Raw genomic sequence first — 26,620 nt, forward strand, 5'->3', positions numbered from 1 at the left:
ACCCACTCAACGTAGGCCCTGGAGCGATTACAACGCTTCCAGGCAACCGGCGAGGCCATCGCCGAGGTTCTGCAACAGGGTCTCGTAACCATTGGCGGCGACCGGTGCATTCATGCCCAGGGCATCCAGCTCGGCCAAGCGCACTTGCAGGCCGGCGGTCAGGGTGTCGGCGAGGCGCGGGCGCACTGGCGGTTCGCTGAACACGCAGCTCGGACCGGCTTTTTGCAGGCGTTCACGCATGGCGGCGACATGGCGGGCGCCGGGCTGCACTTCACTGGCCACGCTGAACACGCCGGTATGGCGCAGGCCATAGGCTGCCTCGAAGTAGTCGAAGGCTTCGTGGAAGACGAAGAACGGCTTACTGGAAACCTTGGCCATGCGTGCCTTGAGGCGGGCGTCGAGCTGGTCGAGGCGGCTTTCGAATGCTTTCAGGTTGGCCTGGTAGCGGGCGGTGTTGGCTGGATCGGCAGCCGCAAGATCGGCGGCCATGCGCGCGGCGATCACCCGGGCATTGGCCGGCAGCAACCAGAGGTGGGCATCCAGGGAGCCTGGACGGTGGTCATGGTCATGCTCGTGTTCATCGTGGCCCTCCTCTTCATGCTCGTCGTGAGGGGCCTCGAAGTGGCGTAGTTGCATGCCAGGAAGCTCCTGCAGCACTACGTTGGGCTTGTCGCGCCCCTGCAGCACTCGAGGCAGGAAGCCTTCCAGGTCCGGGCCAACCCAGTAGAACAGATCCGCCTCGCGTACCCGACGTACGTCGGATGGGCGCAAGGCGTACTGGTGCGGCGAGGCGCCGGGGGGCAACAGCACGTCGGGCTGGCCGGCGCCATCCTGCACGGCGGCGGCGATCAGTTGCAGCGGTTTGATGCTGGTCAGCAGGCGCACGTCGGCCTGGGCCGACAGGGCGCAAGCGCTGAGGAACAGGGAGACGAAGAGACGGTACACGGCACAGACTCGGCGGCAAAAGAGTAATAGAATAACGTCTCTTTCCCCAAACGTCGCCGCCACCATGCTCAAGCCGATCAGCGTGAAAGCTCCCCTGGCCTGCCGCCCCCACGACCACTCCCATTGCGTGTCCAATGCCCTGGCCGAAGCCGATGCCATCTGCAGCCGCGAGGGCCTGCGCCTGACAACCCTGCGCAAACGGGTGCTGGAACTGGTCTGGCAGAGCCACAAGCCACTGGGTGCCTACGACATTCTCGGCGTGCTGGCTGAAGAAGACGGTCGCCGCGCGGCGCCGCCCACCGTTTACCGTGCCCTGGACTTCCTGCTGGAGAATGGCCTGGTACACCGCATCGCCTCGCTCAACGCCTTCGTCGGCTGCAACCATCCGGGCGATGCCCACCAGGGCCAGTTCCTCATCTGCCGTAACTGCCAGACCGCCATCGAGCTGGAGCAATCCAGCATCAGCCAGGCCATCGTCGACAGCGCCAAATCCGTCGGCTTCGTCGTCGAAGGCCAGACCGTGGAGGTTGTCGGCCTCTGCGCCAGCTGCCAGGTGGCCGCATGAGCGATGTGCTGATCCGCCTGGACAAGGTCGGCGTCGACTTCGCCGGCCAGCCGGTGCTGCAGGACGTTCACCTGGCGGTGAAGGCAGGGGAGATCGTCACCCTGATCGGCCCTAACGGCGCTGGCAAGACTACCCTGGTACGCACCGTGCTCGGCCTGCTCAAGCCCGATAGCGGCGACGTCTGGCGCAAACCGCGCCTGCATATCGGCTACATGCCGCAGAAGCTCCAGGTGGACGCGACGCTGCCTCTGACTGTACTGCGCTTCCTGCGCCTGGTGCCGGGCGTGGACCGCACGAAGGCGCTCGCGGCCCTGGACGAAGTCGGCGCCACCCAGGTCATCGACAGCCCGCTGCAAACCATCTCCGGCGGCGAGCTGCAGCGCGTACTGCTGGCCCGCGCCCTGCTGCGCGAGCCTGAACTGCTGGTGCTGGACGAGCCGGTGCAGGGCGTCGACGTCGCCGGCCAGGCCGAGCTCTACCGCCTGATCACCCGCCTGCGCGACCGCCACGGCTGCGGCGTGCTGATGGTCTCCCACGACCTGCACCTGGTGATGAGCACCACCGACCAGGTGGTCTGCCTGAACCGCCACGTCTGCTGCTCCGGCCACCCGGAACAGGTCAGCTTCGATCCGGCCTTCGTCGAGTTGTTCGGCCAGGATGCCAAGAGCCTGGCCGTCTACCACCACCATCACGACCATGCCCACGACCTGCATGGCGAAGTGGTGAAGACCCCCTTCCCCAGCGGCACCCGTTTCACTCCCGTCCACAAGCACGGCCCCGACTGCAACCATGGCTGATTTCCTGCTCAACGCCCTGCTCGCCGGCCTCGCCCTGGCCCTTGTGGCTGGCCCCCTCGGTTCCTTCGTGGTCTGGCGGCGCATGGCCTATTTCGGCGACACCTTGTCCCACGCGGCGCTGCTCGGCGTGGCCCTCGGACTGATGCTGGACGTCAGCCCGACCCTGGCCGTAACCGTCGGCTGCGTGTTGCTTGCCCTGTTGCTGGTGACCCTGCAACAGCGCCAGCCGCTTGCCTCAGACACCCTGCTGGGCATCCTCGCTCACAGCACGCTGTCACTCGGCCTGGTGGTGCTGAGCTTCATGAGCGACGTGCGCATCGACCTGATGGCCTACCTGTTCGGCGACTTGCTGGCAGTGAGCCGCACCGACCTCTACTGGATTCTCGGCGGCAGTGCACTGGTGCTGCTGGTGCTGATCCCCATGTGGCGGCCGTTGCTGGCGATCACCGTGCATGAGGAACTGGCGCGGGTCGAGGGCCTGCCAGTGGCGGCGATCCGTCTTGGCCTGATGCTGCTGATCGCCATCGTCATCGCCGTGGCCATGAAGATCGTCGGCGTACTGCTGATCACCTCATTGCTGATCATTCCGGCAGCGGCGGCCCAACGCCACGCCCGCAGCCCCGAACAGATGGCCCTGGGTGCCAGCCTGCTGGGCCTGGTGGCCGTATGCGCCGGCCTCGCGCTGTCTTGGTTCAAGGACACGCCGGCCGGCCCGTCCATCGTGGTTTCCGCCGCCAGCCTGTTCCTCTTCAGCTTTGCCTTGCCGCGACGCGCCTGAGGTCGGCAAGCACCAGGGACGCGGCCTTCTCCGCGATCATCAGCGTCGGTGAGCAGGTGTTGCCGGAGACGATCTCCGGCATCACCGAGGCATCGGCGATGCGCAATCCCGGCACCCCGTGCACCTTCAGTTCGGCGTCCACCACGGCCTCCCGCCCCTGGCCCATGCGGCAGGTGCCCACCGGGTGGAAGATGGTGGTGCCGATCTGGCCCGCGGCCTCATACAGCTCCTTTTCGCTCTGCAGCGCCGAACCTGGCAGGTACTCTTCCGGCCGATAGCGCGCCAGGGCCGGCGCGGCTGAAATGCGCCGGGTCAGGCGGATGGCGTCGGCGGCCACGCGCAGATCCTCGACGTGACTCAGGTAGTTGGGCTGGATCAGCGGCGGAGCCTTGGAATCGACGGAACGTATATCCACCCGTCCGCGACTCTGTGGACGCAGGTTGCACACCGAAGCGGTGAAAGCCGGGAAAGGGTGCAGCGGCTCACCGAAGCGCTCCAGGGACAACGGCTGCACGTGGTACTCGAGGTTCGCCCGCGTCTGCTCCGGACCTGAGCGAACGAAGGCACCCAACTGGCTCGGCGCCATGGCCAGCGGCCCGCTGCGGCTGGCCAGATAACGCAGCCCCATGCCCAGCTTGCCCCACAGGCTGCCCGCCATCTGGTTCAGGGTTGGCACGCCAGACACCTTGAAGATCAGCCGAAGCTGCAAGTGGTCCTGCAGGTTGCCACCCACGCCGGCCAGTTCATGTCGCACGCCGACACCGAGGCGCTCCAGCAATGGCCTGGGGCCGATCCCTGAACGTTGCAGCAGCATGGGCGAGCCGACCGCGCCGGCACAGAGAATCACCTCTCGCCTCGCGCGAAACTCCTGCTGCAGACCCTCCCAGCGTCCCGACACACCCACCGCGCGGCCTTGCTCCAGCAACAGGCGATGCACCTCGACACCCGTCCGAACCGTCAGGTTCGGTCGCTGCAGGACCGGCCGCAGGAACGCCTTGGATGCGTTCCAACGCACGCCGCTGCGCTGGTTGACCTGGAAATAGCCACAGCCCTGGTTGTCACCGGTGTTGAAGTCTTCCACTGGGGCGATGCCGCATTCACCGGCGGCCTGGCGGAACGCATCGAGGATTTCCCACGACAGCCGCTGGCGCTCCACTCGCCATTCGCCGGTGTCGTTGTGGAACGCACTGGCGCCGGCGAAGTGGTTCTCGCTCTTGCGGAACAATGGCAGCACGTCGTCCCAGCTCCAGCCTTGATTGCCCAGCTCGGCCCAGCGGTCGTAGTCGGCGGCCTGGCCGCGCATGTAGATCATCCCGTTGATCGAGGAACTGCCGCCCAGCACCCGTCCACGCGGGTAGCCCAGGCTGCGACCGTGCAGGCCGGGTTCGGCCTCAGTGCGAAAGCACCAGTCGGTGCGCGGGTTGCCGATGCAATAGAGGTAGCCGACCGGGATATGAATCCAGGGATAGCTGTCGCGACCGCCAGCCTCCAGCAGCAATACGCGCACGCTCGGATCGGCCGAGAGCCGATTGGCCAACAGGCAGCCGGCCGGGCCGGCGCCGACGATGAGGTAGTCGAATTCCTGGTGGACTGGGTACATGGCACTCCTCGCCGTTCCTGTCGTTATGGCCAGCCATCTTGCAGCAACTCCAGGCCGGACAGGAGCCGAGAAAGGTCCGCAAGACCGGTCAGATGCCTCCAGAAATGCCATCCTCGCGGCCGATTTGCCCCTACTTTTTGTCCTGAGCAGCGCCGCCGTGTAGAATCGCGCGTTTTTTGAGCAATCAGAGACCCGCCGGAATGACGCTGTTCGCCACTCGTTGCCTGCCTGTTGTCGCCTTTTCCCTGCTGCTGGCTGCCTGCCAGACCGCCCAGCAAGTGGCCGACGTACCAACGGACGAACTGGTTAGCAGCTTCCGCCAACTTGACCAGGACCTGTCCGAAGACAAGCTCACCGAGGCCGAAGGCCGCCTCAAGGGCCTGGAAAGCGCCGCCGCTGGCGATACTCGCCTCGAGCAGTACCAGCGTCAGCTTGCCGAAGCCTGGCTGAAGCGTGGCCAGGTCGCTTTGCAGCAAGGCGACCTGGACACTGCCGCCAAGGCGCTCAGCCATGCCCGCAGCCTCCTGCCCCATGCTCCCGCCTTGGCCACCAGCCTGGACGGCGCCCTCGACAAGGCCCGTGAAGCGGCCGAATCCCGTGCCGAGGAAACCCGTCGCGCCGCCGAGGCCGCAACCGCCAAGGAAAATGCGGCACGCCTGGAGCAGGCCCGGCAACTGCGCGAAGCCGCCGAGCGCCAGGCCGCCGCCATCCAGGCGAACACCACACTGCCCAACGCCCCCGAGGGTGAGAAACCCCTCGTCCAGGCCGCCAAGCCGCTGCGCGCCCTAACGCCGCAGGTAGAACTGCCGCAATTCGACCGTGACGACAACGAGAACCTGCGTCGCCTGCTGGATGGTGTGGCCGCCGATATCGTCGCTCACGATTGCGCCGTGCAGATTCAGGTGCGCGAGGCCAAGGACTATCCCTGGGTCGCCGCCCTGTTGTCGGCACGGGTGAAGAAACTCGACCCCGGCTTCAAGGCGCAGTACAGCCAGGCCCTGAAGCCCGATCAGGTACCTCGCCTGGTACTCAGCCCCCGCCACTGAACACCGCTGCGAGGCTGCGACTAGACTGCACAAGGTCCGCCTGTCGCTTATTCCCTATTGCTATAGCCATAGGTCCAGAAAGATTTTCTGTGCCTATGTGCCAACAGGTAAACTTGCCGGTTTTTAGCCGATCCGGCTAACGACGAACCCACAAGGTTTCCGCAGTGATCGAATTTCATAACGTCCACAAGGCGTACCGCGTCGAAGGCCGCGAAATCCCAGCCCTGCAGCCGACCGACCTGACCATCCAGAGTGGCGAAGTGTTCGGCCTGATCGGCCATTCGGGCGCCGGCAAGAGCACCCTGCTGCGCTTGATCAACCGTCTGGAAGAACCTTCCGGCGGTCGCATCGTCATCGATGGCGAAGACATCACCACCCTCGACAGCGAAGGCCTGCGCCGCTTCCGCCAGCGCGTTGGGATGATCTTCCAGCACTTCAACCTGCTGTCGTCCAAGACCGTGGCCGAGAACGTCGCCCTGCCACTCAAGCTGGCCGGCGAACTGTCGCGCAGCGAGATCGATCGCCGCGTCGCGGAACTGCTCGCCCGCGTCGGCCTCAGCGACCATGCGCGCAAGTACCCGGCACAGCTTTCCGGCGGCCAGAAGCAGCGCGTCGGCATCGCCCGCGCCCTGGCTACCCAGCCGAAGATCCTGCTCTGCGACGAGGCCACCAGCGCCCTCGACCCGCAGACCACCGCCTCGGTTCTTCAGCTGCTGGCCGAGATCAACCGGGAACTGAAACTCACCATCGTCCTCATCACCCACGAGATGGATGTGATCCGTCGGGTCTGCGACCGCGTGGCAGTCATGGACGGCGGCGTGATCGTCGAGCAAGGTGCGGTGGCCGATGTGTTCCTGCATCCCCGGCACGCCACCACCCAGCGCTTCGTGCTCGAGGACGAGCAAGTAGACGAGGGTGAGCAGCGCGATGACTTCGCCCACGTCGCCGGCCGCATCCTGCGCCTGACCTTCCGCGGCGAGGCTACCTACTCCCCGCTGCTGGGCACCGTCGCGCGCCAGACCGGCGTTGACTACAGCATCCTTGCCGGGCGCATCGACCGCATCAAGGACACCCCCTACGGCCAACTGACCCTGGCCCTGACCGGCGGCGATATTGACGCCGCGCTCGTCTGCTTCCGCGAGGCCGACGTGCACCTGGAGATCCTGCGCTGATGGACGCCCTGCTCGCCAATATCGACTGGTACGAAATCTGGCTCGCCACCGTCGACACCTTCCTGATGCTGGGCGGCTCGCTGCTGTTCACCGTGCTGCTCGGCCTGCCGCTGGGCGTGCTGCTGTTCCTCACCGGACCGCGCCAGCTGTTCGAACAGAAGGCCGTGTACGGTCTGCTGTCGCTGCTGGTCAACGTGCTGCGCTCGCTGCCCTTCATCATCCTGCTGATCGTGATGATTCCCTTCACCGTGTTCATCACCGGCACCTCCCTGGGCGTTGCCGGCGCGATCCCGCCGCTGGTGGTCGGTGCCACACCGTTCTTCGCGCGCCTGGTGGAAACCGCCCTGCGCGAGGTGGACCGCGGCATCCTCGAAGCCACCCAGGCGATGGGCGCCACCACCCGGCAGATCATCGTCAACGCGCTGCTACCGGAAGCGCGGCCGGGCATCTTCGCCGCCATTACCGTCACGGCCATCACCCTGGTGTCCTACACCGCGATGGCGGGCGTGGTCGGCGCGGGAGGCCTGGGCGACCTGGCCATCCGCTTCGGCTACCAGCGTTTCCAGACCGACGTGATGGTCGTCACCGTGATCCTGCTGCTGGTGCTCGTACAAATCCTGCAAACCGTCGGCGACAAGCTGGTGGTGCACTTCTCTCGTAAATGACCCAGGCCGGCGCCGACCGCGCCGCCAAATGACTTCCCACAAGGAGCCGCTCATGAAGAAACTGCTGGTGGCCTTCGCCGCCCTGACCGCCCTCTCCGCCCAGGCCGACACCCTGAAAGTCGCCGCCACCCCGGTGCCCCACGCGGAGATCCTCGAATTCATCAAGCCGCAGTTGGCCAAAGAAGGCGTGGACCTGCAGGTGAAAGTCTTCACCGACTATGTACAGCCCAACGTACAGGTCGCCGAAGGCCGCCTGGACGCCAACTTCTTCCAGCACCAGCCCTACCTCGACGAGTTCAACAAGGCCCGTCAGACCAAGGTGAAACTGGTCTCCGTGGTAGGTGTGCACGTCGAGCCCTTCGGCGCTTACTCCAGCAAGGTGAAATCCCTGGCCGAACTGCCTGAAGGTGCCCAGGTGGTCATCCCCAACGACGCCACCAATGGCGGCCGTGCCCTGCTGCTGCTGGACAAGGCCGGCGTGATCAAGCTGAAGGACAACACCAGCATCACCGCCACCCCGAAGGACATTCTCGAGAACCCGAAGGGCATCAAGGTCCGCGAACTGGAAGCCGCGACCCTGCCGCGCGTGCTCAACCAGGTTGACCTGGCGCTGATCAACACCAACTACGCCCTGGAAGCCAAGCTGAACCCCACCAAGGACGCCCTGGTGATCGAAGGCAGCGACTCGCCCTACGTGAACATCCTGGTTGCCCGCGAGGACAACAAGGCCAGCGCCGACATGCAGAAACTGGCCAAGGCCCTGAACAGCCCTGAGGTGAAGAAGTTCATCGAAGAGAAGTACAAGGGCGCCGTAGTGCCGGCGTTCTGATCACTTCGCGCTGAATGAAAAAGCCCGCTCGATTGAGCGGGCTTTTTTGTGGGTGTCGAGGTATCGGTGGGCAGCGCCACCTGTAGGGGCGAGTTCATTCGCCAAGGGCTGCGAGGCGGCCCCGAGCTCAGCCCTTCGGCGTCACCAGCCCCGGCAGTTGCTCCTTGAGCTTCTGGTTGTTCAGCGGCGAGCGAATGAAGCCGCGCTGGGTACCGTCAGGCCCCAGGACCACCAGGTTGCCGCTGTGGTCCACGGTGTAGTTTTCCTTGCTGGTGTCAGCCGGGATGAAGGGGATGCTTACCGCATTGGAGAGTTTCTGCAGGGTCGGCAGGTCGGCGGTCAGGCCGATGAAGGCCGGGTCAAAGTAGCCCAGGTACTGCTTGAGCTGCTGCGGCGTGTCGCGGTTGGGGTCGACGCTGACGAGGATAATCTGCAGGTTGTTGCGCGCCGCCTCCGGCAGCAGGCCCTTGAGTTCGCGCATTTGCGCCAGCGTGGTGGGGCAGATGTCCGGGCAGAAGGTGTAGCCGAAGAACACCAGGCTCCACTTGTCCTTGAACTGGTCGACGCGCATCTTTTCACCGTCCTGGTTGGTCATTTCCAGCGCCGGCAGGGTGCGGCTCTGCGGCAGCAGGACGATGCCGGCATCGAGCAACTTGGTCGGGTCGGCCTGAGCCTGGCTGGTCAGGACTTTGTGCACGGTGAGGCCGAGCACCACGGCAACCAGGGCGACGAGGACGAAGACGGTTTTCTGGATTCGAGTCATAGGTTCAGCATCAGGTAGTGGTCCACCAGCAGGGCGATGAACAGCAGGAAGAGGTAGGCGATAGAGTACTTGAAGGTCTTGATCGCGGCGTGCGGTCTGCTGTCACGGTACAGCACCCAGGCCCATTGCAGGAAGCGCGCACCCAGGGCCACCGCGCAAACCAGATAGAGCACGCCGCTCATGTGGATGGCGTAGGGCAGCAGGCTCACCGCGAACATCACCAGCGTATAGAGCAGGATGTGCACCTTGGTGTAGTGCTCACCGTGGGTCACCGGCAGCATCGGGATATCGGCCTTGGCGTATTCCTCTTTGCGATGAATGGCGAGCGCCCAGAAGTGCGGCGGGGTCCAGGCGAAGATGATCAGTACCAGCAGCAGCGGTTCGGCGGACAGGTGCCCAGTGACCGCTACCCAGCCGAGCAGCGGCGGTGCGGCGCCGGCCAGGCCGCCGATCACGATGTTCTGTGGCGTGGCGCGTTTGAGGAAGCCGGTGTAGAGCACCGCATAACCCACCAGCGAAGCCAGGGTGAGCCAGGCCGTCAGCTCGTTGGTGAAGGCCAGCAGCAGGGCCTGGCCGACGAGCGCCAGGATAAAGGCGAACGCCAGGGCCGCGACCGGCGAGACACGCCCATTCACCACCGGGCGCTTCAGCGTCCGCGCCATGATCGAATCGATGCGTCGGTCCACCACATGGTTGACCGCCGCTGCAGCCCCCGCGCAGAGGCCGATGCCGAGGTTGCCGAACAGCAGCACCGTCCAGGGCACGCCGGCGCGCGTGGCGAGGAACATGCCCACCAGCGAGGTGATCAGCATCAGCACCACTACCTTGGGCTTGGTCAGCTCCAGGTAGTCGCGCCAACTGGCGTGGGCCTGGCTGTGTCCTTGGCTGAGCAGTGTGGCCATGGCGTGTTCTCCTTATTTACTGTGCGAAGTGATCGCCGTAGGAGCGAGCTCTGCTCGCGAACCCCCGGCAATCTCGCGTTCGCGAGCAGAGCTCGCTCCTACTGAAAGAGCCGGGTGGCGCACCCGGTAATTCACTGAAACCAGCACCAGCAGCAACAGGGCGCCGCCGCCGTTGTGGGCGACGGCCACCGGCAGCGGCAGATGGAACAGCACGTTGCTGATGCCCAGCCCCACCTGCAGGCAGAGTGCCGCCAGCAGCAGTCCGGACAGTCGCGACAGTCCGTTGCGATGGAGTTGCCAGGCAACGCCCAGCAACACGAGGGTCACGGCCAGCGCACCCAAGCGGTGAGTCATGTGAATGGCGGTGCGGGCGTCACTGTCGAGCTGGCCGCCCAGGTAGTTGGGGCCGATGTGCTGAGTCAGGTGGAAGCCATTGGCGAAGTCCATCGTTGGCCACCACTCCCCGTGGCAGGTGGGCAGGTCGACGCAGGCTACCGCTGCATAGTTGGAGCTGACCCAGCCGCCCAGCGCGATCTGTCCGATCACCAGCACCAGCCCCAAGGCTGCCCAGTGCCGCAGTCGGGACGGCAGTTCGACTGCGGGAAAGGCGTTGGACAGCCGCAGACAGAGCAGCAACAACAGCGACAGGGTGGTGAAACCGCCCAACAGATGCGCAGTGACGACCTGGGGCCAAAGCTGGAGGGTCACCGTCCACATGCCGAACGCGGCCTGTGCGATCACCACGCCCACTAGCAGCAACGGCAACTTCAGTGGCTGTCCGTCCTGACCACGCTGGCGCACGGCATGAACGGCAAGGCCGAGGATCACCAGTCCCAGGGTACCGGCGAAATAGCGATGGACCATTTCGTTCCAGCCCTTGTCGGCTTCCACCGGTGCATAGGGGAAGTTGGCTTCGGCGTGGGCCAATTGGGCTTCGGTCTGCGGCACGGCGATGAAGCCGTAGCAGCCGGGCCAATCCGGGCAACCGAGGCCGGCATGGGTCAGGCGGGTGTAGGCGCCCAGTAGCACGACCACAACCGCCAGCAGGGTGGCGAACAGCGCGAGGCGGAATCCGGGCAGGCTCTTGTACTTATCCACAGCAACTGCTCCTCACCTTTCCAGTGAAAGGGATCGTTCAACCGATATTGGACAGCTTCAGCAGGTGGCGCAGGTCGTTGAGAATCTGCTTTCCCTTCGTGGTGCCGTCGTAGCGCAGGACCAGGTTGCCGTGGGGGTCGACTATCCACAGCAAGGCGCCGCCAAGGTTCTCGGTGCTCTTGCCGTAGGCGCCGGCATCCAGGCCATAGCGCTTGAGCTGTGGGTATTCCTGCTTGAGCTTATCGGCGTAGTCCGCTGGCAATCCGGTAACGGCCAGGGCGTGGCTGGCGCGGGAGGCCTCGCGACCCAGGCCGATATGGATTTGCCGCGCGGCATAGACCAACGCCTGGCAATCGGCCTCGCAGCCGGCCGGAGCGGTCACCAGCAGTTGCCAGGTTTCCTGCGGCGCCGCGTCCTGCACGCCGAGGTCGGCCAGCGTCTGTCCATTGCCAATCAGGACGCCGTGATAGCTGCGGCCTTCCGGCACCCAGAAGCTGAACTTGTACATGGCGGTGGCAAGCATCATCGGGCCGATCACCACCATCAGGATCAGCAGCAGTTGAATCCGCCCACGACGGCGCGGCGGTGCCGCCTCAGGCATGGCGAGTGCTGGGTTCATTGTTGTTCTCCCGTCCTTTGCGCAATCCGAAATAGATGAAAAGGCCGAACAGGGCCGCCGTCAGGGCGAACCACTGCACGGCGTAGCCGAGGTGTTTTTCCGGCCCCATGGCGACCACCGCCCAGTCGGTGCGGTAAGCCGCCGTGCCTTCTTCCAGGCGCAGCTCCAGGGGCAGTCCGCTGCGACCGAGGTGCTGCCAGAGATCCGCGGTATCCACCTGGCTGATCAGTTGCGGCCAGCCGGCCGTTTCGAGATGTTTGAGTTCGAAGGCAGCGCCCGGCGGTACGTAGGCCCAGGCAACGAGTTCCAGCTCGCCTGCGGGGGTAGTGAAGGCTGGCGCCACGCGGCGGTCCGGCCAGGGCAGCCAGCCACGGTTGACCAGGAGCCATTGCCCGCTCGTGCTGTCCTGAAAGGGTTGCAGCAACTCGATGCCGGCCTTGCCGTCGCGGATGCGGCTGTCCAGAAACAGGCTGTGCGCTGCGTCGAAATGGCCGTGCAGGCGCACACGCAGGTAGGCGGGAGCGGGGCTGGCGAGGAGGTGTTCGATCGTGACAGGTGGGGCAATGCGGCGGGCATCGGCGGCAGCCAGAAGCTGGCGCTTCTCATCCGCGCGGGAGAGCTGCCAGAAGCCCAGCGCGAGCAACACCGGCAGCAGGGCCAGCACCACCAGGGTGGGCACCAGGCCGGGTCGGAAGGCGCTCACGAGCGCCCCCCGTGAGGCTGAGCAGGGCTGGCTATACTGCACAACATCCCCCTTCCCCCGGAGTCACGCATGCTCAAGGCAGCGATCGTCCTCATGTTGCTTGCCACGGTGGTCAGCCTGTTCAGCGGCCTTTTCTTCCTGGTCAAGGACGAAGGTCGCAGCTCCCGCGTGGTCAATGCGCTAACGGTTCGTGTGGTCCTGGCCGCCCTGACCCTGGCGCTCATCGCCTGGGGTTTCTACAGCGGCCAGTTCGTTTCTCAAGTCACCTGGTAGACCGGAAGCCCCCACCTCCGGCCACCGTTTTCACAGCACGTAGACGAAGGTGAACAGGCCGATCCACACCACGTCCACGAAGTGCCAGTACCAGGCCGCCGCCTCGAAGCCGAAATGGTGATCGCTGTCGAAGTGGCCACGCAGGATACGGATCAGCATCACCGTCAGGATCAGCGCCCCCATGGTTACGTGGGCACCGTGGAATCCGGTGAGCATGAAGAAAGTGGCCCCGTAGATGCCCGACCCCAGGGTCAGCCCCAGTTCCTTGTAGGCATGGATGTATTCCTCAGCCTGGAAGCCCAGGAACACCACACCCAGCAGGATGGTCGCCGCCAGCCAGGCCTTGAGTGGACCACGCTTGTTCTTGCGCAGGGCGTGGTGGGCGAAGGTCACGGTGAAACTGGACGTCACCAGCAGGAGGGTGTTGATCAGCGGCAGGTGCCAGGGGTCGATCACGGCCTTGGGCGGCGGGAACAGCTTGGAGTCGGGGTTCTCCAGCAGAGGCCAGGCGTACTCGAAACTCGGCCAGAGCATGTTGGCGATACCCTTGTCGCCTTCGCCTCCAAGCCAGGGGCCAGCGAAGTGGCGAACATAGAAGAGGGCGCCGAAGAAGGCAGCGAAGAACATCACTTCGGAAAAGATGAACCAGCTCATGCCCCAGCGGAAGGAACGGTCCATCTGCCCGCTGTACAGGCCCGAACGGCTCTCGCGGATCACCGCGCCGAACCAGCCGAACATCATGTAGGCGATCAACAGTCCGCCGACGAAGAAGATCATCGGCCCGTTGGATTCCGGTCGGTCGTACTTCAGGTCGTTGAACCAGGTTCCCAGCCCATAGACTGTGACCAGCAAGGCAATGGTGGCGATGATCGGCCACTTGCTCTGGGCCGGTACGTAATAGTGCTCGTGACTTGCCATCGTTGTTGTTCTCCTTATCGTCCCGTCAGCCGTCATTCCTGGCGACTGGTGGCTTGCGGGCGGTGATATCGAACAGCGTGTAAGCGAGTGTCAGGTGATGTACATCGGCCGGCAGGTCACGGTCGACGATGAAGCGCACCGGCATTTCGATGCGCTCGCCGGGCTGCAGGACCTGCTGGGTGAAACAGAAGCATTCTGTCTTGTGGAAGAAGGCCGCCGCCTTGGACGGCGCCACGCTGGGAATCGCCTGGGCGGTCATTGGCTTGTCGGTCGGATTGTAGGCGACGAACAGCATCTCGTTGCTCGCGCCCGGATGCACCACCAGGTCATCCGCCCTGGGGCGAAATTCCCAGCTCATCCCCGCCGCGTTGGTGGCGAGGAACTGCACCCGCACCTGACGTTGCTGGTCCTCGGACTGCGCGCCCTCGTAGGCCGAGCCCGTGGTCTTGCCATTGATGCCGAAGGCCTGGCACATCACGTCGTAGATCGGCACCAGGGCAAAACCGAAGCCGAACATCGCCACCACCAGCACCAAAAGGCGCTGGATCAGGCGGCGAGTGCTCAATTCCCCGCTCATCTCACTTCACTTCCGGTGGCGTGGTGAAGGTGTGGTAAGGCGCCGGCGAAGGCACCGTCCACTCCAGCCCCTCGGCGCCATCCCAGGGCTTGGCCGGGGCTTTCTTGCCGCCACGGATGCACTTGATGACGATGAACAGGAAGAGGAACTGGGTCGCGCCGAAGCTGAAGGCACCGATGGAGGAGATCATGTTGAAGTCGGCGAACTGCAGGTTGTAGTCCGGAATCCGCCGCGGCATGCCGGCCAGCCCCACGAAGTGCATGGGAAAGAAGGCCATGTTCATGCCGATGAAGCTCAGCCAGAAGTGCAGTTTGCCGAGCGTCTCGTCGTACATGTGGCCGGTCCATTTCGGCAGCCAGTAGTACGCCGAGGCGAAAATGCCAAAGATGGCGCCCGGCACCAGCACGTAGTGGAAGTGCGCCACTACGAAGTAGGTGTCGTGGTACTGGAAGTCCGCCGGTGCGATTGCCAGCATCAGCCCCGAGAAGCCACCGATGGTGAACAGGATGACGAAGGCCACGGCGAACAACATCGGCGTCTCGAAGGTCAGCGAGCCTTCCCACATGGTGCTCACCCAGTTGAACACCTTCACCCCGGTGGGCACGGCGATCAGCATGGTGGCGAACATGAAGAACAGCTCACCGGTCAGCGGAATGCCCACGGTGAACATGTGGTGTGCCCAGACGATGAACGAGAGAAAGGCAATCGACGCCGTGGCGTAGACCATCGAGGTGTAGCCGAACAGCGGCTTGCGGCTGAAGGCCGGAATGATCGCGCTGACCGCACCGAATGCGGGCAGGATCATGATGTACACCTCAGGATGGCCGAAGAACCAGAACACATGCTGGAACAGCACCGGGTCACCGCCGCCGGCAGCACTGAAGAAGCTGGTGCCGAAGTGGATGTCCATCAGCATCATCGTCACGCAGCCGGCCAGTACCGGCATCACCGCGATCAGCAGGAAGGCGGTGATCAGCCAGGTCCAGACGAACAGCGGCATTTTCATCAGGGTCATGCCCGGAGCGCGCAGGTTGAGGATGGTGGCGATCACGTTGATCGCCCCCATGATCGAACTGATGCCCATCAGGTGGATGGCGAAGATGAAGAAAGTCACGCTTTCCGGCGCGTAGGTCGTGGATAACGGCGCGTAGAAGGTCCAGCCGAAGTTGGGCCCTCCGCCTGCGGAGAACAACGTGCTGACCAGCAGGCCGAAGGCAGCCGGCAGCAGCCAGAAGCTGAAGTTGTTCATCCGCGGCAGCGCCATGTCCGGCGCGCCGATCATCAGCGGGATCATCCAGTTGGCCAGGCCGACGAACGCTGGCATCACCGCGCCGAAGACCATGATCAGGCCGTGCATGGTGGTCATCTGGTTGAAGAACTCGGGCTGGACGATCTGCAGGCCGGGCTGGAACAGCTCGGCGCGGATCACCATGGCCATCGAGCCGCCCAGAAGGAACGCGGCGAAGCTGAACCACAGGTACATGGTCCCGATGTCCTTGTGGTTGGTGGTCAACACCCAACGCATCAGGCCCTTGGCCGGACCGTGGTGGTGATCATGCCCGGCATGATCGTGGTCGATCACTGCACTCATGTCAGTCTCCCTATAGGCCGGTGTCTTATTCATTGGCTTTGCGCCTGCTTCAGGGCGAGTACTTCCTTCGGCGTCACCATGTCGCCGGTGTTGTTACCCCAGGCGTTGCGCTCATAAGTGATGACGGCGGCGATATCGACCTCGGAAAGCTGCTTGCCGAAGGCGGCCATGGAGGTGCCAGGCTTGCCGTGGAAGACGATGTTCAGGTGATCTGCCTTGGGTCCGGTGGCGATCTTCGAACCCTTGAGCGCCGGGAACATGGGCGGCATGCCCTGGCCCTCCGGCTGGTGACAGGCCGCGCAACTGGTGTGGTAGACCTTGTCGCCGCGCTCGACCAGCTCTTCGAGCGTCCATTCCTTGTCGGTCAGCTCCTTGAGCTTGGCCGTCTCTTCCTTGCGCTGGGCCAGCCACTTGGCGAAGTCCTCCTGGGACTTTGCCTCGACCACGATGGGCATGAAGCCGTGGTCCTTGCCACACAGTTCGGTGCACTGGCCACGGTAGAGGCCGGGCTTCTCGATGCGGGTCCAGGATTCGTTGACGAAGCCGGGAATCGCATCCTTCTTCACCGCCAGCGCAGGCACCCACCAGGAGTGGATCACATCGGCCGCGGTGATCAGGAAGCGCACCTTGGTGCCCACCGGAACCACCAACGGCTGGTCGACTTCCAGCAGGTAGTGCTCGTCCTTCGGCGCCTTGTTGTGGATCTGATCGGCAGGTGTGGCCAGGTTGCTGAAGAACTCCACGTCCTGGCCCAGGTACTTGTAGTGCCATTTCCACTGGTAACCGGTGATCTGCACATCCAGTCCGGATTCGGAGGTGTCATAGATGTCGATCAGGGTCTTGGTCGCCGGCACCGCCATCAACACGAGGATGACGAAGGGCACGACGGTCCAGAGGATTTCCACAGTGGTGCTCTCGTGGAAATGCGCCGGCTGTTGGCCGGTGGAGCGGCGGTGGATGATCATCGACCAGAACATGGCACCAAAGACCACAACGCCGATAACGACGCAGATCCAGAAGATGGTCATGTGCAGATCGAAAACGGTGCGGCTGACCTCGGTAGCGCCGGGCGCCATGTTGACTGTCCAGGCAGCCTCCGCCTGGCTGAGAATCGACCACAGCAGGAGTCCCATCCAGACTCGTGGATGTCGCATCATTGCGGGTTCCCCTTCTCGTTCTTGTTATCCCGCCGGCTGGGCCAACGGCTTGGGGACGGCTGTCCGGACTACCAAACTCAGACCGCCGACCTCGGCACGCAGGTGCACAGTCGGGTTCCATCAGGTAATGCCTTTCGAGTCGGAGTATAGACAGGGACTTCCGGCGCGCAACGCGATCCAAGAAATGTCTGAAGGCGCGTAAGCCTTGTCCTAAACGCCACGGCTGGCGTGGGTCGGCAGCAGATGTCAAAGTGCCTTTATAGCGCGCCCGAATAACTGTGAAGCGATTATGACAATCCGGTCTTAGCGGTTTCGTCGGGCGAGCTAAGGTCTCTTCTTCACCTGTTAATCCCCGCAAACCGCCATGTCCTTTTCAGGAGCAGTCATGAACACCGCCGCACTGCGCGAAGTCATCCAGCGCGCCCTCAAGAACGAAGCAGCCTCTAGCCAACTGACCCGGATTCTCGAAACCCAGATCGACAGCCTGCACCCCGCCATTCGCCTGCCGGCGGACGACGCGCAGGGTGTGCTCGCCCGTTTCATCTCCGCCTACGTGGAACAGGTTCCAGACGTGCTGGATGCCGCCGCCACCGTCGCCCGCGAAGCGGGCATCGAGTCCCACATCAAGCCAGTACTCAAGGTCGCCGAACAATTCTTCCTGCAACCGCCTGCCCTGATGGCCGGCCACGAGGGTCTGGAAGGCCTGCTCGACGAGGCCTACCTGGCCCATCGCCTGGTGGAAGAAGTCAACGACCGCTACATCGTCCACTTCGGCCAACCGCTGATTCCCCTGGATACCACGGTGGCCAACCTGATCGCCCACCAGTTGATCGGCGAGCCCTTCGCCAACCAGTTGGATGAAGCCGTGCACCACGCCGTGGAGGGACTTCTCGATGAGGAAGTGTTCAACCTGCCCTCGGCCCAAACCTATCGCCAGCAATTGCACGATCCCAAGGTGGAAGAGGCCTGGAAGCGCTGGCCGTGCCTGTCCCAGCAACTGGGCGTCGGGCTGGAACTCAACCCGGGCCAGCGTGCGGCAAGCTGAATGGCGAATGACCCAGGCAATGAAAAAGGGGCTGCATCAGCAGCCCCTTTTTGCATCACTCCGACTGGTAACGCGGTCGTGGCGTGGCCATCGGCAGCGGGCCGTCGCCGATGGTGCGGAAGCGGCCCTGCTCAGCATCATAGGCCTTGATCACCGAGGTTTCGATGTCATAGACCCAGCCGTGGATAAACAACTGGCCGCTGGCCAGGCGCGCCGCCACCGAGGGGTGGGTGCGCAGATGGTCCAGCTGGGCCACCACGTTTTCCTCGGTAAGCACGCCCAGGGATTCGTGATTGGCGCAGCCGCAGTTCTCCTGCACCACCACCTTGGCCACCTCGGCATGACGCAGCCAGGCCTTGACCGTAGGCATGCGTTCCAGGGTCTGCGGGTCCATCACCGCCTTCATGGCACCGCAGTCAGAGTGTCCGCAAATGATGATGTGGTGCACGCCGAGGGCCATCACCGCGAACTCGATGGCAGTGGAAACGCCACCGTTCATCTGGCCGTAGGGCGGCACCACGTTGCCGACGTTACGGGTCACGAACAGATCGCCTGGGGAGCTCTGGGTGATCAGCTCGGGGACGATGCGCGAGTCGGCGCAGGTGATGAACATGGCGCGGGGTTTCTGCTCATGGGCGAGCTTCTTGAACAGTTCTTCCTGCTGCGGGAAGACCTCGTCGCGGAAACGCTGTAAGCCCTCGACTATGTTCCGCAGCGCCTCTTCCGCACTTTCACTGCCTTGCTTGTCATGCTCGTTGCTCATGCTGCCAACCTCGGTCACTGTAGGAATTGTCTTTTATGCCGCCCATTATCCATCTGATTGCCGGCATTTGAATTCCTACAGGACTGCCGCAACAGCCTCCCGAGTCACACCTCACAGTAACGCCATTTGTCCGCCGGGCGGACAGAAGCGCGAACAGTCCAGTTCGTCGCCGCGACGACGGTTCAGGCCCAACTTGCGGAGGGCCACGCCAAAGCGCTGCGCCAGCAACTCGGCGAAGGGGCCCTCGCCCTTGAAACGGTGGCCGAAGCGGCTGTCGTAGATTTCCCCGCCACGGCATTGGCGGATGATGCTCATCACATGGGCGGCGCGTTGAGGGTAGTGCGCCTGGAGCCACTCCTCGAACAGCGGCCCCACTTCCCGCGGCAGACGCAGCAACATGTAGTTCGCCTGCCGCGCCCCGGCGTCGCGCGCTGCTTCCAGCAGGCTTTCCAGCTCCATGTCGTTGATCATTGGAATCATCGGCGAACAGAGCACGCCCACCGGAATACGGTTCTCGCTCAGCACACGGATGGCCCGCAGTCGCGCCGACGGGGCCGCGGCACGAGGTTCGAGGGTACGTTTCAACTCATCGTCGAGGGTGGTGAGGCTGATCATCACCGCCACCAGGTTCTGTTCCGCCAGTTCGGTGAGCAGGTCGAGGTCGCGCAACACCAGCGAACCCTTGGTGACGATCGTCACCGGGTGGCGATAGCGCAGCAGTACTTCAAGCGTCTGGCGGGTGAGACGGTGTTCTCGCTCGATGGGTTGGTACGGATCGGTGTTGGAACCAAGGTTGATCGGCGCACACTGGTAGCCGGGCTTGGAAAGTTGCTGTTCAAGCAGGGCCACCGCGTTGGTCTTGGCGATCAGCCGGGTCTCGAAATCCAGCCCCGGCGACATGTCCCAGTACGCATGGCTGGGCCGCGCATAGCAGTAGATGCAGCCATGCTCGCAGCCGCGATAGGGATTCACCGAACGGTCGAAGGGCAGGTCCGGCGATTGGTTGCGGGTGATGATGCTCTTGGCGGTTTCCAGTCGCACCTCAGTGGCGCGGCTGGGCGGGACTTCCTGGAACCAGCCGTCATCCAGCGCCGCCGAGGTGGTTGGCGCGTAGCGATTGAACGGATTGCTGGCGGTACCGCGGCCACGGGGAGGGAGAGTGGCGGACATCGGGCGAACTCCACGCTAACTGTATATTTATACAGTATATGCAGCTTTCTCCTACGTCTGGCCAGTTTCTGCCGGATGGCGGATCAACCTACACAAGACGAACCGTCAGCGCGCCGTAGCCATGCTGGCCGGGAGTCCCGCCCAGTTCGATGCGCCTCTGGTCGGCCAGTTCGCGAGCGCGCCAGAAAGCGAAGAAGTCTGTGACGAAGAAGCCGTCGCTACCGGCCATTAGCTCGGCCATCACCCGTGGCAGCGGTTGCCATTCCGGGGTGCAGGCGGCGAGGAGCATGGCATCTACGGCGGCGTGACCCTCACCCTGGAAATCGCCATCGCGCCAGCGACGGATATCGGCATTGGCAGCCACGGCAGCATGCCACTGCCCGGCGAGCCGGGCCCTGCGCCCAGCCTCGACCTGTACCGGCAGGTAGTAGGTGCCGAGCGCGGTGGGCTCGATCATGCCGACCGCGCGACGCGTACGTACGCTGCTGTTCCCAGTACCGCAAGGCACCTCCCAGAGCGCCAATTCGCTGCCCTCCAGGGCGGCGGCCACGCGGGTCAGCAGGAGTTGCTCGGAGCAGCTGTCGCCATGCCAGACGGCCACCGATTGATCCTGGCGCGCCAGCCCGGCGAGCCAGTCGGTATCTCCACTGAGCCCGGGCGCGAAATCCGGCCTGGGCGTCACCGCCTCGGGCCAGACATCCAGCCAGAACTGCGCACGGGCGGTGCAGGGCGGTTGCTCGACATCCACCAGCGGGCCGACAGCAAGATCATCGCGCAACACACGCAGATGGCTCGCGGCAGCCGCCTCGCCAATCACGCGGCCAACACCGACAGCCGCCACGTCCCCACACACCAGATGCCACATACGCCCTCCTTGGCTCGCGCGTTATTCGGTGGGTTTCTTCAGCTTGGGATTGGGGAAGAACTGCACCCCCTGGACCTTGGGGTCGGCCGGCTTGGGCTTGGGCTGGTTGACTCGCGTGCCAAGTTCCTTCGGCACCGACTGGCCCTGGGCGTTGAGGGTGTCGGCGTAACCGCAGGCCACGCACTCGCGGTGCGGCACACCGTCTTCGTCCCACATCTGGATCTTGTCCATTTCGCTGCACGCTGGGCACACGGCACCGGCGATAAAGCGTTTCGGCGTCGCCGTCATGCCGCGTCCTCCGTCAGGCCGCTGTGGCGCAGCAGGGCGTCAATGGACGGCTCGCGACCACGGAAATCGACGAACAGCACCATCGGCTCCTGGGAACCACCACGGGCCAGGATGGCGTCGCGGAAAGCACGGCCGGTGGCCGGGTTGAGCACGCCTTCTTCCTCGAAACGGGAGAAGGCATCGGCAGACAGCACTTCCGCCCACTTGTAGCTGTAGTAACCGGCCGCGTAACCGCCAGCGAAGATGTGCGCAAAGCTATTGGCGAAGCGGTTGAACACCGGCGGTCGCATCACGGCCACCTCGTCGCGGATCGCTTCCAGCACGTCGAGCACGCTGCGACCGTCGCCGTGGGTGGCATGCAGTTCGAAGTCGAACAGGGAGAACTCCAGCTGGCGCACCATCATCAGGCCGGACTGGAAGTTCTTCGCTGCCAGCATCTTGTCCAGCAGGTCCTGGGGCAGCGGTTCACCGCTCTGGTAATGACCGGAGATCAGCGCCAGGCCCTCGGGCTCCCAGCACCAGTTCTCCATGAACTGGCTGGGCAACTCGACGGCGTCCCAGGCCACGCCATTGATACCGGAAGCACCGGCGTGCTCGACACGGGTCAGCAGGTGATGCAGGCCATGACCGAACTCGTGGAACAAGGTGGTGACTTCGTCGTGGGTCAGCAGCGCGGGCTTGTCGCCGACGGCAGGGGTAAAGTTGCACACCAGGTTGGCCACCGGCGCGATCAGCTCGCCGCTGGCGTTGCGGCGCTTGTCGCGGGCGCCGTCCATCCAGGCACCGCCGCGCTTGTTGGCACGGGCGTAGAGGTCGAAGAAGAAGCGCCCGACGTGCTGGCCGTTCTCGCTGATTTCGAACAGGCGCACGTCAGGGTGCCAAGTATCGAAACCGGACAGTTCCTTGATCTCGATACCGTAAAGCTTCTGCACGATGGCGAAGAGCCCGGAAAGCACCTTATCGATGGGGAAGTAGGCCCGCAGGATCTCCTGGGAAATGCTGTAGCGCTGCTCGCGCAGCTTCTCGCTGAAGTAGCCCACGTCCCAGCTTTTGAGGTCGGCCACGCCCTGCTCGGCAGCGAAGGCCTTGAGCTCTTCCAGGTCCTTGGCGGCGAAGGGCTTGCTGCGCTGGGCCAGGTCGCGGAGGAAGCCCAGCACCTGCGGAGTGGACTCGGCCATCTTGGTGGCGAGGCTCAGGTCGGAGAAATGCGCGAAGCCCAGGAGCCGGGCCAGCTCCTGGCGCAGATCGAGGATTTCGGCCATCACCGGGCCGTTGTCATTCTGCCCGGCGTTGGGGCCCTGGTCGGAGGCGCGGGTGCAATAGGCGGTGTAGACCTCTTCACGCAGGGCACGGTCGTCGGCGTAAGTCATCACCGCGTAGTAGCTGGGGAACTCCAGGGTGATCAGCCAGCCGTCCAGGCCCTTGGCCTCGGCGGCCTGCTTCATCTGTGCCTTGGCCGAGTCGGTGAGGCCGGCCAGCGCCGCTTCGTCGTGGATTTCCTTGGTCCAGGCCTGGGTGGCGTCCAGCAACTGGTTGGAGAAGCGGCTGCCCAGCTCGGACAGCTTCATCTGGATTTCGCCGTAGCGCTGCTGCTTGTCGGCCGGCAGGTCGATACCGGACAGGCGGAAGTCACGCAGGGCGTGGTCGAGAATGGTCTTCTGCGCCACCTCATAGCCGGCCGCTTCAGGGCTGGCGGCCAGGGCCTCGTAGGCCTGGAACAGTTCGCGGTTCTGGCCGATCTCGGTCCAGTACTCGGACAGTTTGGGTAGGCAGGCCTCATAAGCGTTGCGCAGTTCGGCGTTGTTGCACACGGCGTTCAGATGGCTCACCGGGCTCCAGGCTCGGCCCAGGCGCTCGCCCAGTTCGTCCAGCGCCAGCACCAGGCCCTGCCAGGTCGGCGTGCCGTCCTGACGCGCCAGCAGGTCGGTGATGGCGGCGCGATTGTCGGCAAGGATCTGGTCAACCGCAGGCTCGACGTGTTCCGGACGAATGGCGGAGTAGGGCGGCAGATCGAAGTCTTGCAGGAGGGGATTGCTCAGGGTCACGGCATTCACCTGTATTCGGGAAAGGGCGCGGGCTGCACGAGGAGACGAGACACAACCCGGATGTTGGCCATCTTAATTACAATCGCCGCCAGACGCAGCCTCAGGAATCTCTATGAACCCGATCAGAACCTACCAGGGCATCCCCCCTCAGCTCGGCGAGCGAGTCTTCGTCGATGCCTCCGCCGTGATCATCGGCGACGTGCAACTGGGCGATGACAGTTCCGTCTGGCCGCTGGTGACCGTCCGCGGCGACATGCACCGCATCCGCATCGGCGCGCGCACCAGCGTGCAGGACGGCAGCGTGCTGCACATCACCCATGCCGGTCCCTTCAACCCGGACGGCTACCCGCTGGAGATCGGCGATGACGTAACCATTGGCCACAAGGCCTTGCTGCACGGCTGCACGGTCGGCAGCCGGGTGCTGATCGGCATGGGCAGCATTGTCATGGATGGCGCGGTGATCGAAGACGACGTGGTACTCGGCGCCGGCAGCCTGGTACCGCCGGGCAAGCGCCTGGAGAGCGGCTACCTCTACGTCGGCAGCCCAGTGAAGCAGGCCCGCCCGCTGACCGACAAGGAAAAGGCCTTCTTCACTTACAGCGCCGCCAACTATGTGAAGCTGAAGGATCTGCATATCGCCGAAGGCTATGGGGGCTGATTCGATGCGCTACCAAAACATCCTCTTCGACCTCGATGGCACCCTCACCGACCCGCGTGAGGGCATCACCCGTTCGGTGCAGTACGCGCTGGCCAAGCTCGACATCCACGAACCGGACCTGGCCAACCTGGAACACTTCATCGGCCCGCCGCTGCTGCAGTGTTTCATGCAGACCTACAGCCTGACCGAAGAACGCGCCTGGGATGCCGTGAACCATTACCGCGAACGCTTCAAGGTCACCGGGCTCTACGAGAACCGCGTCTTCGACGGCATCGACGCCTTGCTCGGACGCCTGCGCGAACAAGGCCGCACGCTTTACATCGCCACCAGCAAGCCGACGGTCTTCGCCCGCGAGATCGCCCGGCATTTCGGTTTCGACCGGCACTTCAAGCACATCTACGGCAGCGAGCTGGACGGTACCCGTACCAACAAAGTCGAGCTGATCGCTCACCTGCTGGAAGAGGAAGGCCTGGACCGCGGCAATACCCTAATGATTGGCGACCGCAAGCACGACCTGATCGGCGCCAGTCACAATGGCCTGCACGGTGCGGGAGTGGGTTACGGCTTTGGCAGCCGCGAGGAACTGATGGGAGAGGCGCCAGCCTATTACTTCGCCAGCCTGGATGAGCTGAGCCGGGCGTTTGGGTAACGCGATTTCCCTTCAGGGGCGATTCCAATCGCCAAGGGGCACGCAGTGCGCCTTGGAAGGTCACAGGGGCAACCCTTCGGGTTGCTTGGTGAAGGTGTTGGCTATGTCTGCGTAAAGTGTTGAAGGTCCTGGAATCCCTTGTAGGAGCTAGCTTGCTAGCGAACGCGGACATTTTCGCCAGCAAGCTGGCTCCTACAGGCGTCCAGGTTCACCGGTTGCTCTCTAGCAACAGCTAACGCAGACATAGCCAATGTGTTCGCCTCCGCAACCGCTCGCTTGGCGTTTTCAGATCAATCCCCATTGCGCTGGTAGATGATCTTCCTGGTGCCGTTCTCGCAGGAGCCGACCACCATGTTCTGGTCCTTCACTTCGGCATTGGGGACTATCTCCAGGGTGTAGCTGGTCACCCCGGCGGCCTGGATCTTCACTTCGATCTCCTGCTTCAGCTCCTCGCAGGGCTTGGGCGCCGCCAGGGCGGTACCTGCCAGCGCACTCAGCATCAGGACTACAGCAACTCTCTTCATCGCCTGCTCCATTTCCTTGGTGTCCTGGCCGTTTGACTGGCAGCCAGCCTGGCAAGTTCTAGCGGTTTGCCACCAGGCTTTCCAGTGCCTTCGTACGCGCCTGCAGCGGTAGCTCACCCAGCTTACGAGCCCGCTGGTAGAAAGCCGGCCAGTCCCCCCCCACCTCCCGGAACAACGCGGCGAAGGCCGGTACCCACTGGTCATAAAGGCCGAAGGGCAGCAGCTTTGCGTTGTTCATTGGCCCCTCCACCCATGCGTCATAGCGGTTGTAGCCGCCCCACTCGCGGTCACGCAGCGCACGGTAGTCGCGACGCATACGCTCGAAAGTCTCGGCCTTGGCCTGACGCATCCGCTCGGGGGGCAGGCCGCTGGCGTAAAGGCGCGTCAGGCGCTCGCGGGTATCCAGCACCAGGCGGGTGAGGGCGTCCCGGCGTTCGGAGACGTCATCGCCTTGGCTCGACAGGCCACGGCTTGTGCGCCATTGCTTCAGACCTTCACGCTCGACGAAGCTGGCGAATGATTCGTTGAAAGCGGTATCCCCCGGCACGTAAAGCCGCTGGTGGGCCAGCTCGTGGAAGATCAGCGCGGCGAGGCGGTCGTCGTCCCAACGCAGCATGGTATTAAGCAGCGGGTCATCGAACCAGCCAAGGGTGGAATAGGCCTCGACGCCCCCGACCCAGGTGTCCAACCCCTGCTGCCTGAGGAGCGCCGCAGCGCCACGGGCACGGCCCAACTGGTAGTAACCGCGATAGGCGACGCAGCCCGCGATGGGAAAGCAATGCGTCTCCGGTTGCAGGGAGAACTCCTGCGTGGCGAACAGGTTCCAGACCACAAAGGGACGCTGGATATCGGCATAGACCCGGTAACTGCCGTTGTCCGGCAGCCCCAGCGCCACGCTGGCGAAGGTCCGCGCTTCCTGGGTAAGGGTAAGGCGCTGGCGCAGTTGCGGCGGCTGGGCCGGATCGTCGATCAGGCCCTGCACCGGCTGACGGGCGTACAAAAGCGCCATCTGCCCACGGGCCAGTTGGTTGTAGTAATCCAGGCTGGAACAACCGCTCAGCAGCCAGGCGCCCAACAGGGGAACCCAAGGCCGGCGAACGCGGTCAAGCAATTCGATAAGAAAGGTGGTCGGCATGCCGCGACACTAGCGCATTGGAACCACCTACTGCCATTGAACGGAGTCCTGCATGCGCCCTCTGCTGCTTTCCCTGCCGCTGCTCAGCCTTGGTGGCTGCGCCCTGCTGATGCCCAGCCCCGACCCGGACCAGGCGTGGATTTCCTTGCGCAAGCAGGAAGGCCAGGTGGTGCAGGCCAACCGGGTTGACGACAAGACCCTGGCCGATCCGCGCTACTTTCAGGTCACGCCGGGGCGGCATGAACTGGAGGTTCGCCTGGAATTCGAAGTCGGCGGACACGATATCGGCCAGGAGAGTCCGAGCTACCGGCGCACCTGCCTGCTCAAGCTGGCCTACGCGGATTTCGCCGCTGGCGAGCGCTACCAATTGGAAGCCGGCGGCATCGGTTTCCGCCCCTGGGCGCGGCTGTATGACGAACAGAACAAGGAAGTGGCCAAGGCTCGGGAAAGTCGCTGCGGCGATGTCTGAAATCTCCGACA

30 protein-coding genes are annotated in these 26,620 nt (G+C 64.0%); 12 read left to right on the forward strand and 18 right to left on the reverse strand.

Features of this window, described 5'->3' with window-relative positions; translation table 11 throughout:
• Positions 1 to 27 precede the first annotated feature (27 nt).
• Positions 28 to 1,011 carry a zinc ABC transporter substrate-binding protein ZnuA gene (gene znuA / locus E8F20_RS18825; RefSeq protein WP_280285094.1) on the reverse strand — a complete coding sequence of 328 codons (984 nt, stop codon included), beginning with the start codon at positions 1,009 to 1,011 and terminating at the stop codon, positions 28 to 30.
• On the opposite strand from znuA, the gene E8F20_RS18830 reads away from it, so the two are divergent.
• From E8F20_RS18830 to znuB, 3 genes are read left to right on the forward strand one after another with little or no spacing between them, the layout of a single operon-like run.
• Positions 1,010 to 1,510, forward strand: coding sequence for a Fur family transcriptional regulator (locus E8F20_RS18830; RefSeq protein ID WP_028627080.1), 501 nt, complete (start codon positions 1,010 to 1,012; stop codon positions 1,508 to 1,510). The two genes, znuA and E8F20_RS18830, sit on opposite strands and share 2 nt — an antisense overlap.
• Positions 1,507 to 2,307 (forward strand): zinc ABC transporter ATP-binding protein ZnuC, encoded by an 801-nt coding sequence (gene znuC, locus E8F20_RS18835; RefSeq protein WP_280285095.1) that lies wholly within the window; start codon positions 1,507 to 1,509, stop codon positions 2,305 to 2,307. Before E8F20_RS18830 ends, znuC begins: the two co-directional genes overlap by 4 nt.
• Positions 2,300 to 3,085, forward strand: coding sequence for a zinc ABC transporter permease subunit ZnuB (gene znuB / locus E8F20_RS18840; RefSeq protein WP_280285096.1), 786 nt, complete (start codon positions 2,300 to 2,302; stop codon positions 3,083 to 3,085). The genes znuC and znuB overlap by 8 nt, the downstream gene beginning before the upstream one ends.
• On the opposite strand, the gene E8F20_RS18845 is transcribed toward znuB, so the two are convergent.
• The gene (locus E8F20_RS18845; protein WP_280285097.1) at positions 3,057 to 4,685 is read right to left on the reverse strand and encodes a GMC family oxidoreductase N-terminal domain-containing protein; all 1,629 of its coding nucleotides are present in this window, start codon (positions 4,683 to 4,685) and stop codon (positions 3,057 to 3,059) included. The genes znuB and E8F20_RS18845 overlap by 29 nt on opposite strands.
• A 200-nt stretch (positions 4,686 to 4,885) precedes the next feature.
• On the opposite strand from E8F20_RS18845, the gene E8F20_RS18850 reads away from it, so the two are divergent.
• The 4 genes from E8F20_RS18850 to E8F20_RS18865 all read left to right on the forward strand — a co-directional run bounded on the left by E8F20_RS18850 (position 4,886) and on the right by E8F20_RS18865 (position 8,397).
• Entirely contained in the window at positions 4,886 to 5,731 is an 846-nt protein-coding gene (locus E8F20_RS18850) for a PA5502 family lipoprotein (protein WP_280285098.1), read from the forward strand.
• A 164-nt stretch (positions 5,732 to 5,895) separates the two neighbouring features.
• Positions 5,896 to 6,903 (forward strand): methionine ABC transporter ATP-binding protein, encoded by a 1,008-nt coding sequence (locus E8F20_RS18855; protein WP_280285099.1) that lies wholly within the window; start codon positions 5,896 to 5,898, stop codon positions 6,901 to 6,903.
• Positions 6,903 to 7,568: a methionine ABC transporter permease gene (locus tag E8F20_RS18860; protein WP_028627074.1), complete on the forward strand. Its 666-nt coding sequence runs from the start codon at positions 6,903 to 6,905 to the stop codon at positions 7,566 to 7,568. Before E8F20_RS18855 ends, E8F20_RS18860 begins: the two co-directional genes overlap by 1 nt.
• A 52-nt stretch (positions 7,569 to 7,620) precedes the next feature.
• Entirely contained in the window at positions 7,621 to 8,397 is a 777-nt protein-coding gene (locus tag E8F20_RS18865; RefSeq protein ID WP_028627073.1) for a MetQ/NlpA family ABC transporter substrate-binding protein, read from the forward strand.
• Between the two features lie 127 nt (positions 8,398 to 8,524).
• On the opposite strand, the gene E8F20_RS18870 is transcribed toward E8F20_RS18865, so the two are convergent.
• Genes E8F20_RS18870 through E8F20_RS18890 form a run of 5 tightly spaced genes read right to left on the reverse strand, consistent with a single transcriptional unit; the run spans position 8,525 to position 12,482 of the window.
• Positions 8,525 to 9,160 (reverse strand): SCO family protein, encoded by a 636-nt coding sequence (locus E8F20_RS18870; RefSeq protein ID WP_280285100.1) that lies wholly within the window; start codon positions 9,158 to 9,160, stop codon positions 8,525 to 8,527.
• Positions 9,157 to 10,062 (reverse strand): heme o synthase, encoded by a 906-nt coding sequence (gene cyoE, locus E8F20_RS18875; protein WP_137822110.1) that lies wholly within the window; start codon positions 10,060 to 10,062, stop codon positions 9,157 to 9,159. The genes E8F20_RS18870 and cyoE overlap by 4 nt, the downstream gene beginning before the upstream one ends.
• A gap of 12 nt (positions 10,063 to 10,074) precedes the next feature.
• Complete coding sequence (locus E8F20_RS18880; protein ID WP_280285101.1) at positions 10,075 to 11,160, reverse strand: COX15/CtaA family protein; 1,086 nt, start codon at positions 11,158 to 11,160, stop codon at positions 10,075 to 10,077.
• A gap of 37 nt (positions 11,161 to 11,197) precedes the next feature.
• Positions 11,198 to 11,779, reverse strand: coding sequence for a hypothetical protein (locus E8F20_RS18885; protein WP_280285102.1), 582 nt, complete (start codon positions 11,777 to 11,779; stop codon positions 11,198 to 11,200).
• Positions 11,754 to 12,482, reverse strand: coding sequence for an SURF1 family protein (locus E8F20_RS18890; protein ID WP_280285103.1), 729 nt, complete (start codon positions 12,480 to 12,482; stop codon positions 11,754 to 11,756). The genes E8F20_RS18885 and E8F20_RS18890 overlap by 26 nt, the downstream gene beginning before the upstream one ends.
• 69 nt (positions 12,483 to 12,551) lie before the next feature.
• Here E8F20_RS18890 and E8F20_RS18895 point away from each other — a divergent pair, with 69 nt between their 5' ends.
• A complete protein-coding gene (locus E8F20_RS18895; RefSeq protein ID WP_028627068.1) occupies positions 12,552 to 12,755 on the forward strand; it encodes a twin transmembrane helix small protein in 204 nt (67 codons plus the stop codon).
• A gap of 30 nt (positions 12,756 to 12,785) precedes the next feature.
• On the opposite strand, the gene E8F20_RS18900 is transcribed toward E8F20_RS18895, so the two are convergent.
• Genes E8F20_RS18900 through coxB form a run of 4 tightly spaced genes read right to left on the reverse strand, consistent with a single transcriptional unit; the run spans position 12,786 to position 16,998 of the window.
• Positions 12,786 to 13,673, reverse strand: coding sequence for a cytochrome c oxidase subunit 3 (locus tag E8F20_RS18900; protein ID WP_280285104.1), 888 nt, complete (start codon positions 13,671 to 13,673; stop codon positions 12,786 to 12,788).
• Positions 13,674 to 13,698: 25 nt separating this feature from the next.
• Complete coding sequence (locus E8F20_RS18905) at positions 13,699 to 14,250, reverse strand: cytochrome c oxidase assembly protein (protein ID WP_028627066.1); 552 nt, start codon at positions 14,248 to 14,250, stop codon at positions 13,699 to 13,701.
• Position 14,251: 1 nt separating this feature from the next.
• Positions 14,252 to 15,841, reverse strand: coding sequence for a cytochrome c oxidase subunit I (ctaD, locus tag E8F20_RS18910; protein ID WP_028627065.1), 1,590 nt, complete (start codon positions 15,839 to 15,841; stop codon positions 14,252 to 14,254).
• A gap of 29 nt (positions 15,842 to 15,870) precedes the next feature.
• On the reverse strand, positions 15,871 to 16,998 hold the full coding sequence (gene coxB, locus E8F20_RS18915; protein ID WP_280285105.1) for a cytochrome c oxidase subunit II: 1,128 nt from the start codon (positions 16,996 to 16,998) through the stop codon (positions 15,871 to 15,873).
• Positions 16,999 to 17,383: 385 nt separating this feature from the next.
• Here coxB and E8F20_RS18920 point away from each other — a divergent pair, with 385 nt between their 5' ends.
• Positions 17,384 to 18,043: a hypothetical protein gene (locus E8F20_RS18920; protein ID WP_280285106.1), complete on the forward strand. Its 660-nt coding sequence runs from the start codon at positions 17,384 to 17,386 to the stop codon at positions 18,041 to 18,043.
• A 55-nt stretch (positions 18,044 to 18,098) separates the two neighbouring features.
• Here the strand turns inward: E8F20_RS18920 and E8F20_RS18925 are convergent, their stop codons facing one another.
• From E8F20_RS18925 to prlC, 5 genes are all read right to left on the reverse strand, one after another.
• Complete coding sequence (locus E8F20_RS18925; RefSeq protein ID WP_280285107.1) at positions 18,099 to 18,806, reverse strand: carbonic anhydrase; 708 nt, start codon at positions 18,804 to 18,806, stop codon at positions 18,099 to 18,101.
• A gap of 111 nt (positions 18,807 to 18,917) precedes the next feature.
• Complete coding sequence (locus E8F20_RS18930; RefSeq protein WP_280285108.1) at positions 18,918 to 19,976, reverse strand: PA0069 family radical SAM protein; 1,059 nt, start codon at positions 19,974 to 19,976, stop codon at positions 18,918 to 18,920.
• Positions 19,977 to 20,064: 88 nt separating this feature from the next.
• Positions 20,065 to 20,841, reverse strand: coding sequence for a DUF1835 domain-containing protein (locus E8F20_RS18935; RefSeq protein WP_280285109.1), 777 nt, complete (start codon positions 20,839 to 20,841; stop codon positions 20,065 to 20,067).
• A gap of 21 nt (positions 20,842 to 20,862) precedes the next feature.
• Positions 20,863 to 21,129, reverse strand: a complete 267-nt coding sequence (locus E8F20_RS18940) for a YheV family putative zinc ribbon protein (RefSeq protein ID WP_280285110.1) — start codon at positions 21,127 to 21,129, stop codon at positions 20,863 to 20,865.
• Positions 21,126 to 23,174, reverse strand: coding sequence for an oligopeptidase A (gene prlC, locus E8F20_RS18945; protein ID WP_280285111.1), 2,049 nt, complete (start codon positions 23,172 to 23,174; stop codon positions 21,126 to 21,128). The genes E8F20_RS18940 and prlC overlap by 4 nt, the downstream gene beginning before the upstream one ends.
• A gap of 112 nt (positions 23,175 to 23,286) precedes the next feature.
• On the opposite strand from prlC, the gene E8F20_RS18950 reads away from it, so the two are divergent.
• Entirely contained in the window at positions 23,287 to 23,832 is a 546-nt protein-coding gene (locus E8F20_RS18950) for a gamma carbonic anhydrase family protein (RefSeq protein ID WP_280285116.1), read from the forward strand.
• Positions 23,833 to 23,836: 4 nt separating this feature from the next.
• On the forward strand, positions 23,837 to 24,481 hold the full coding sequence (locus tag E8F20_RS18955; RefSeq protein WP_280285117.1) for an HAD family hydrolase: 645 nt from the start codon (positions 23,837 to 23,839) through the stop codon (positions 24,479 to 24,481).
• 290 nt (positions 24,482 to 24,771) lie between these two features.
• Here the strand turns inward: E8F20_RS18955 and E8F20_RS18960 are convergent, their stop codons facing one another.
• Together E8F20_RS18960 and E8F20_RS18965 are read right to left on the reverse strand one after the other, a co-directional pair.
• The gene (locus E8F20_RS18960) at positions 24,772 to 25,005 is read right to left on the reverse strand and encodes a DUF1161 domain-containing protein (RefSeq protein ID WP_028627054.1); all 234 of its coding nucleotides are present in this window, start codon (positions 25,003 to 25,005) and stop codon (positions 24,772 to 24,774) included.
• A gap of 58 nt (positions 25,006 to 25,063) precedes the next feature.
• Entirely contained in the window at positions 25,064 to 26,140 is a 1,077-nt protein-coding gene (locus tag E8F20_RS18965; protein ID WP_280285118.1) for an aminopeptidase, read from the reverse strand.
• A gap of 52 nt (positions 26,141 to 26,192) precedes the next feature.
• On the opposite strand from E8F20_RS18965, the gene E8F20_RS18970 reads away from it, so the two are divergent.
• On the forward strand, positions 26,193 to 26,609 hold the full coding sequence (locus E8F20_RS18970; protein ID WP_280285119.1) for a hypothetical protein: 417 nt from the start codon (positions 26,193 to 26,195) through the stop codon (positions 26,607 to 26,609).
• Positions 26,610 to 26,620 lie beyond the last annotated feature (11 nt).

It is taken from the genome of Pseudomonas sp. BN415 (assembly GCF_029871195.1).
Lineage (GTDB): Bacteria > Pseudomonadota > Gammaproteobacteria > Pseudomonadales > Pseudomonadaceae > Metapseudomonas > Metapseudomonas resinovorans.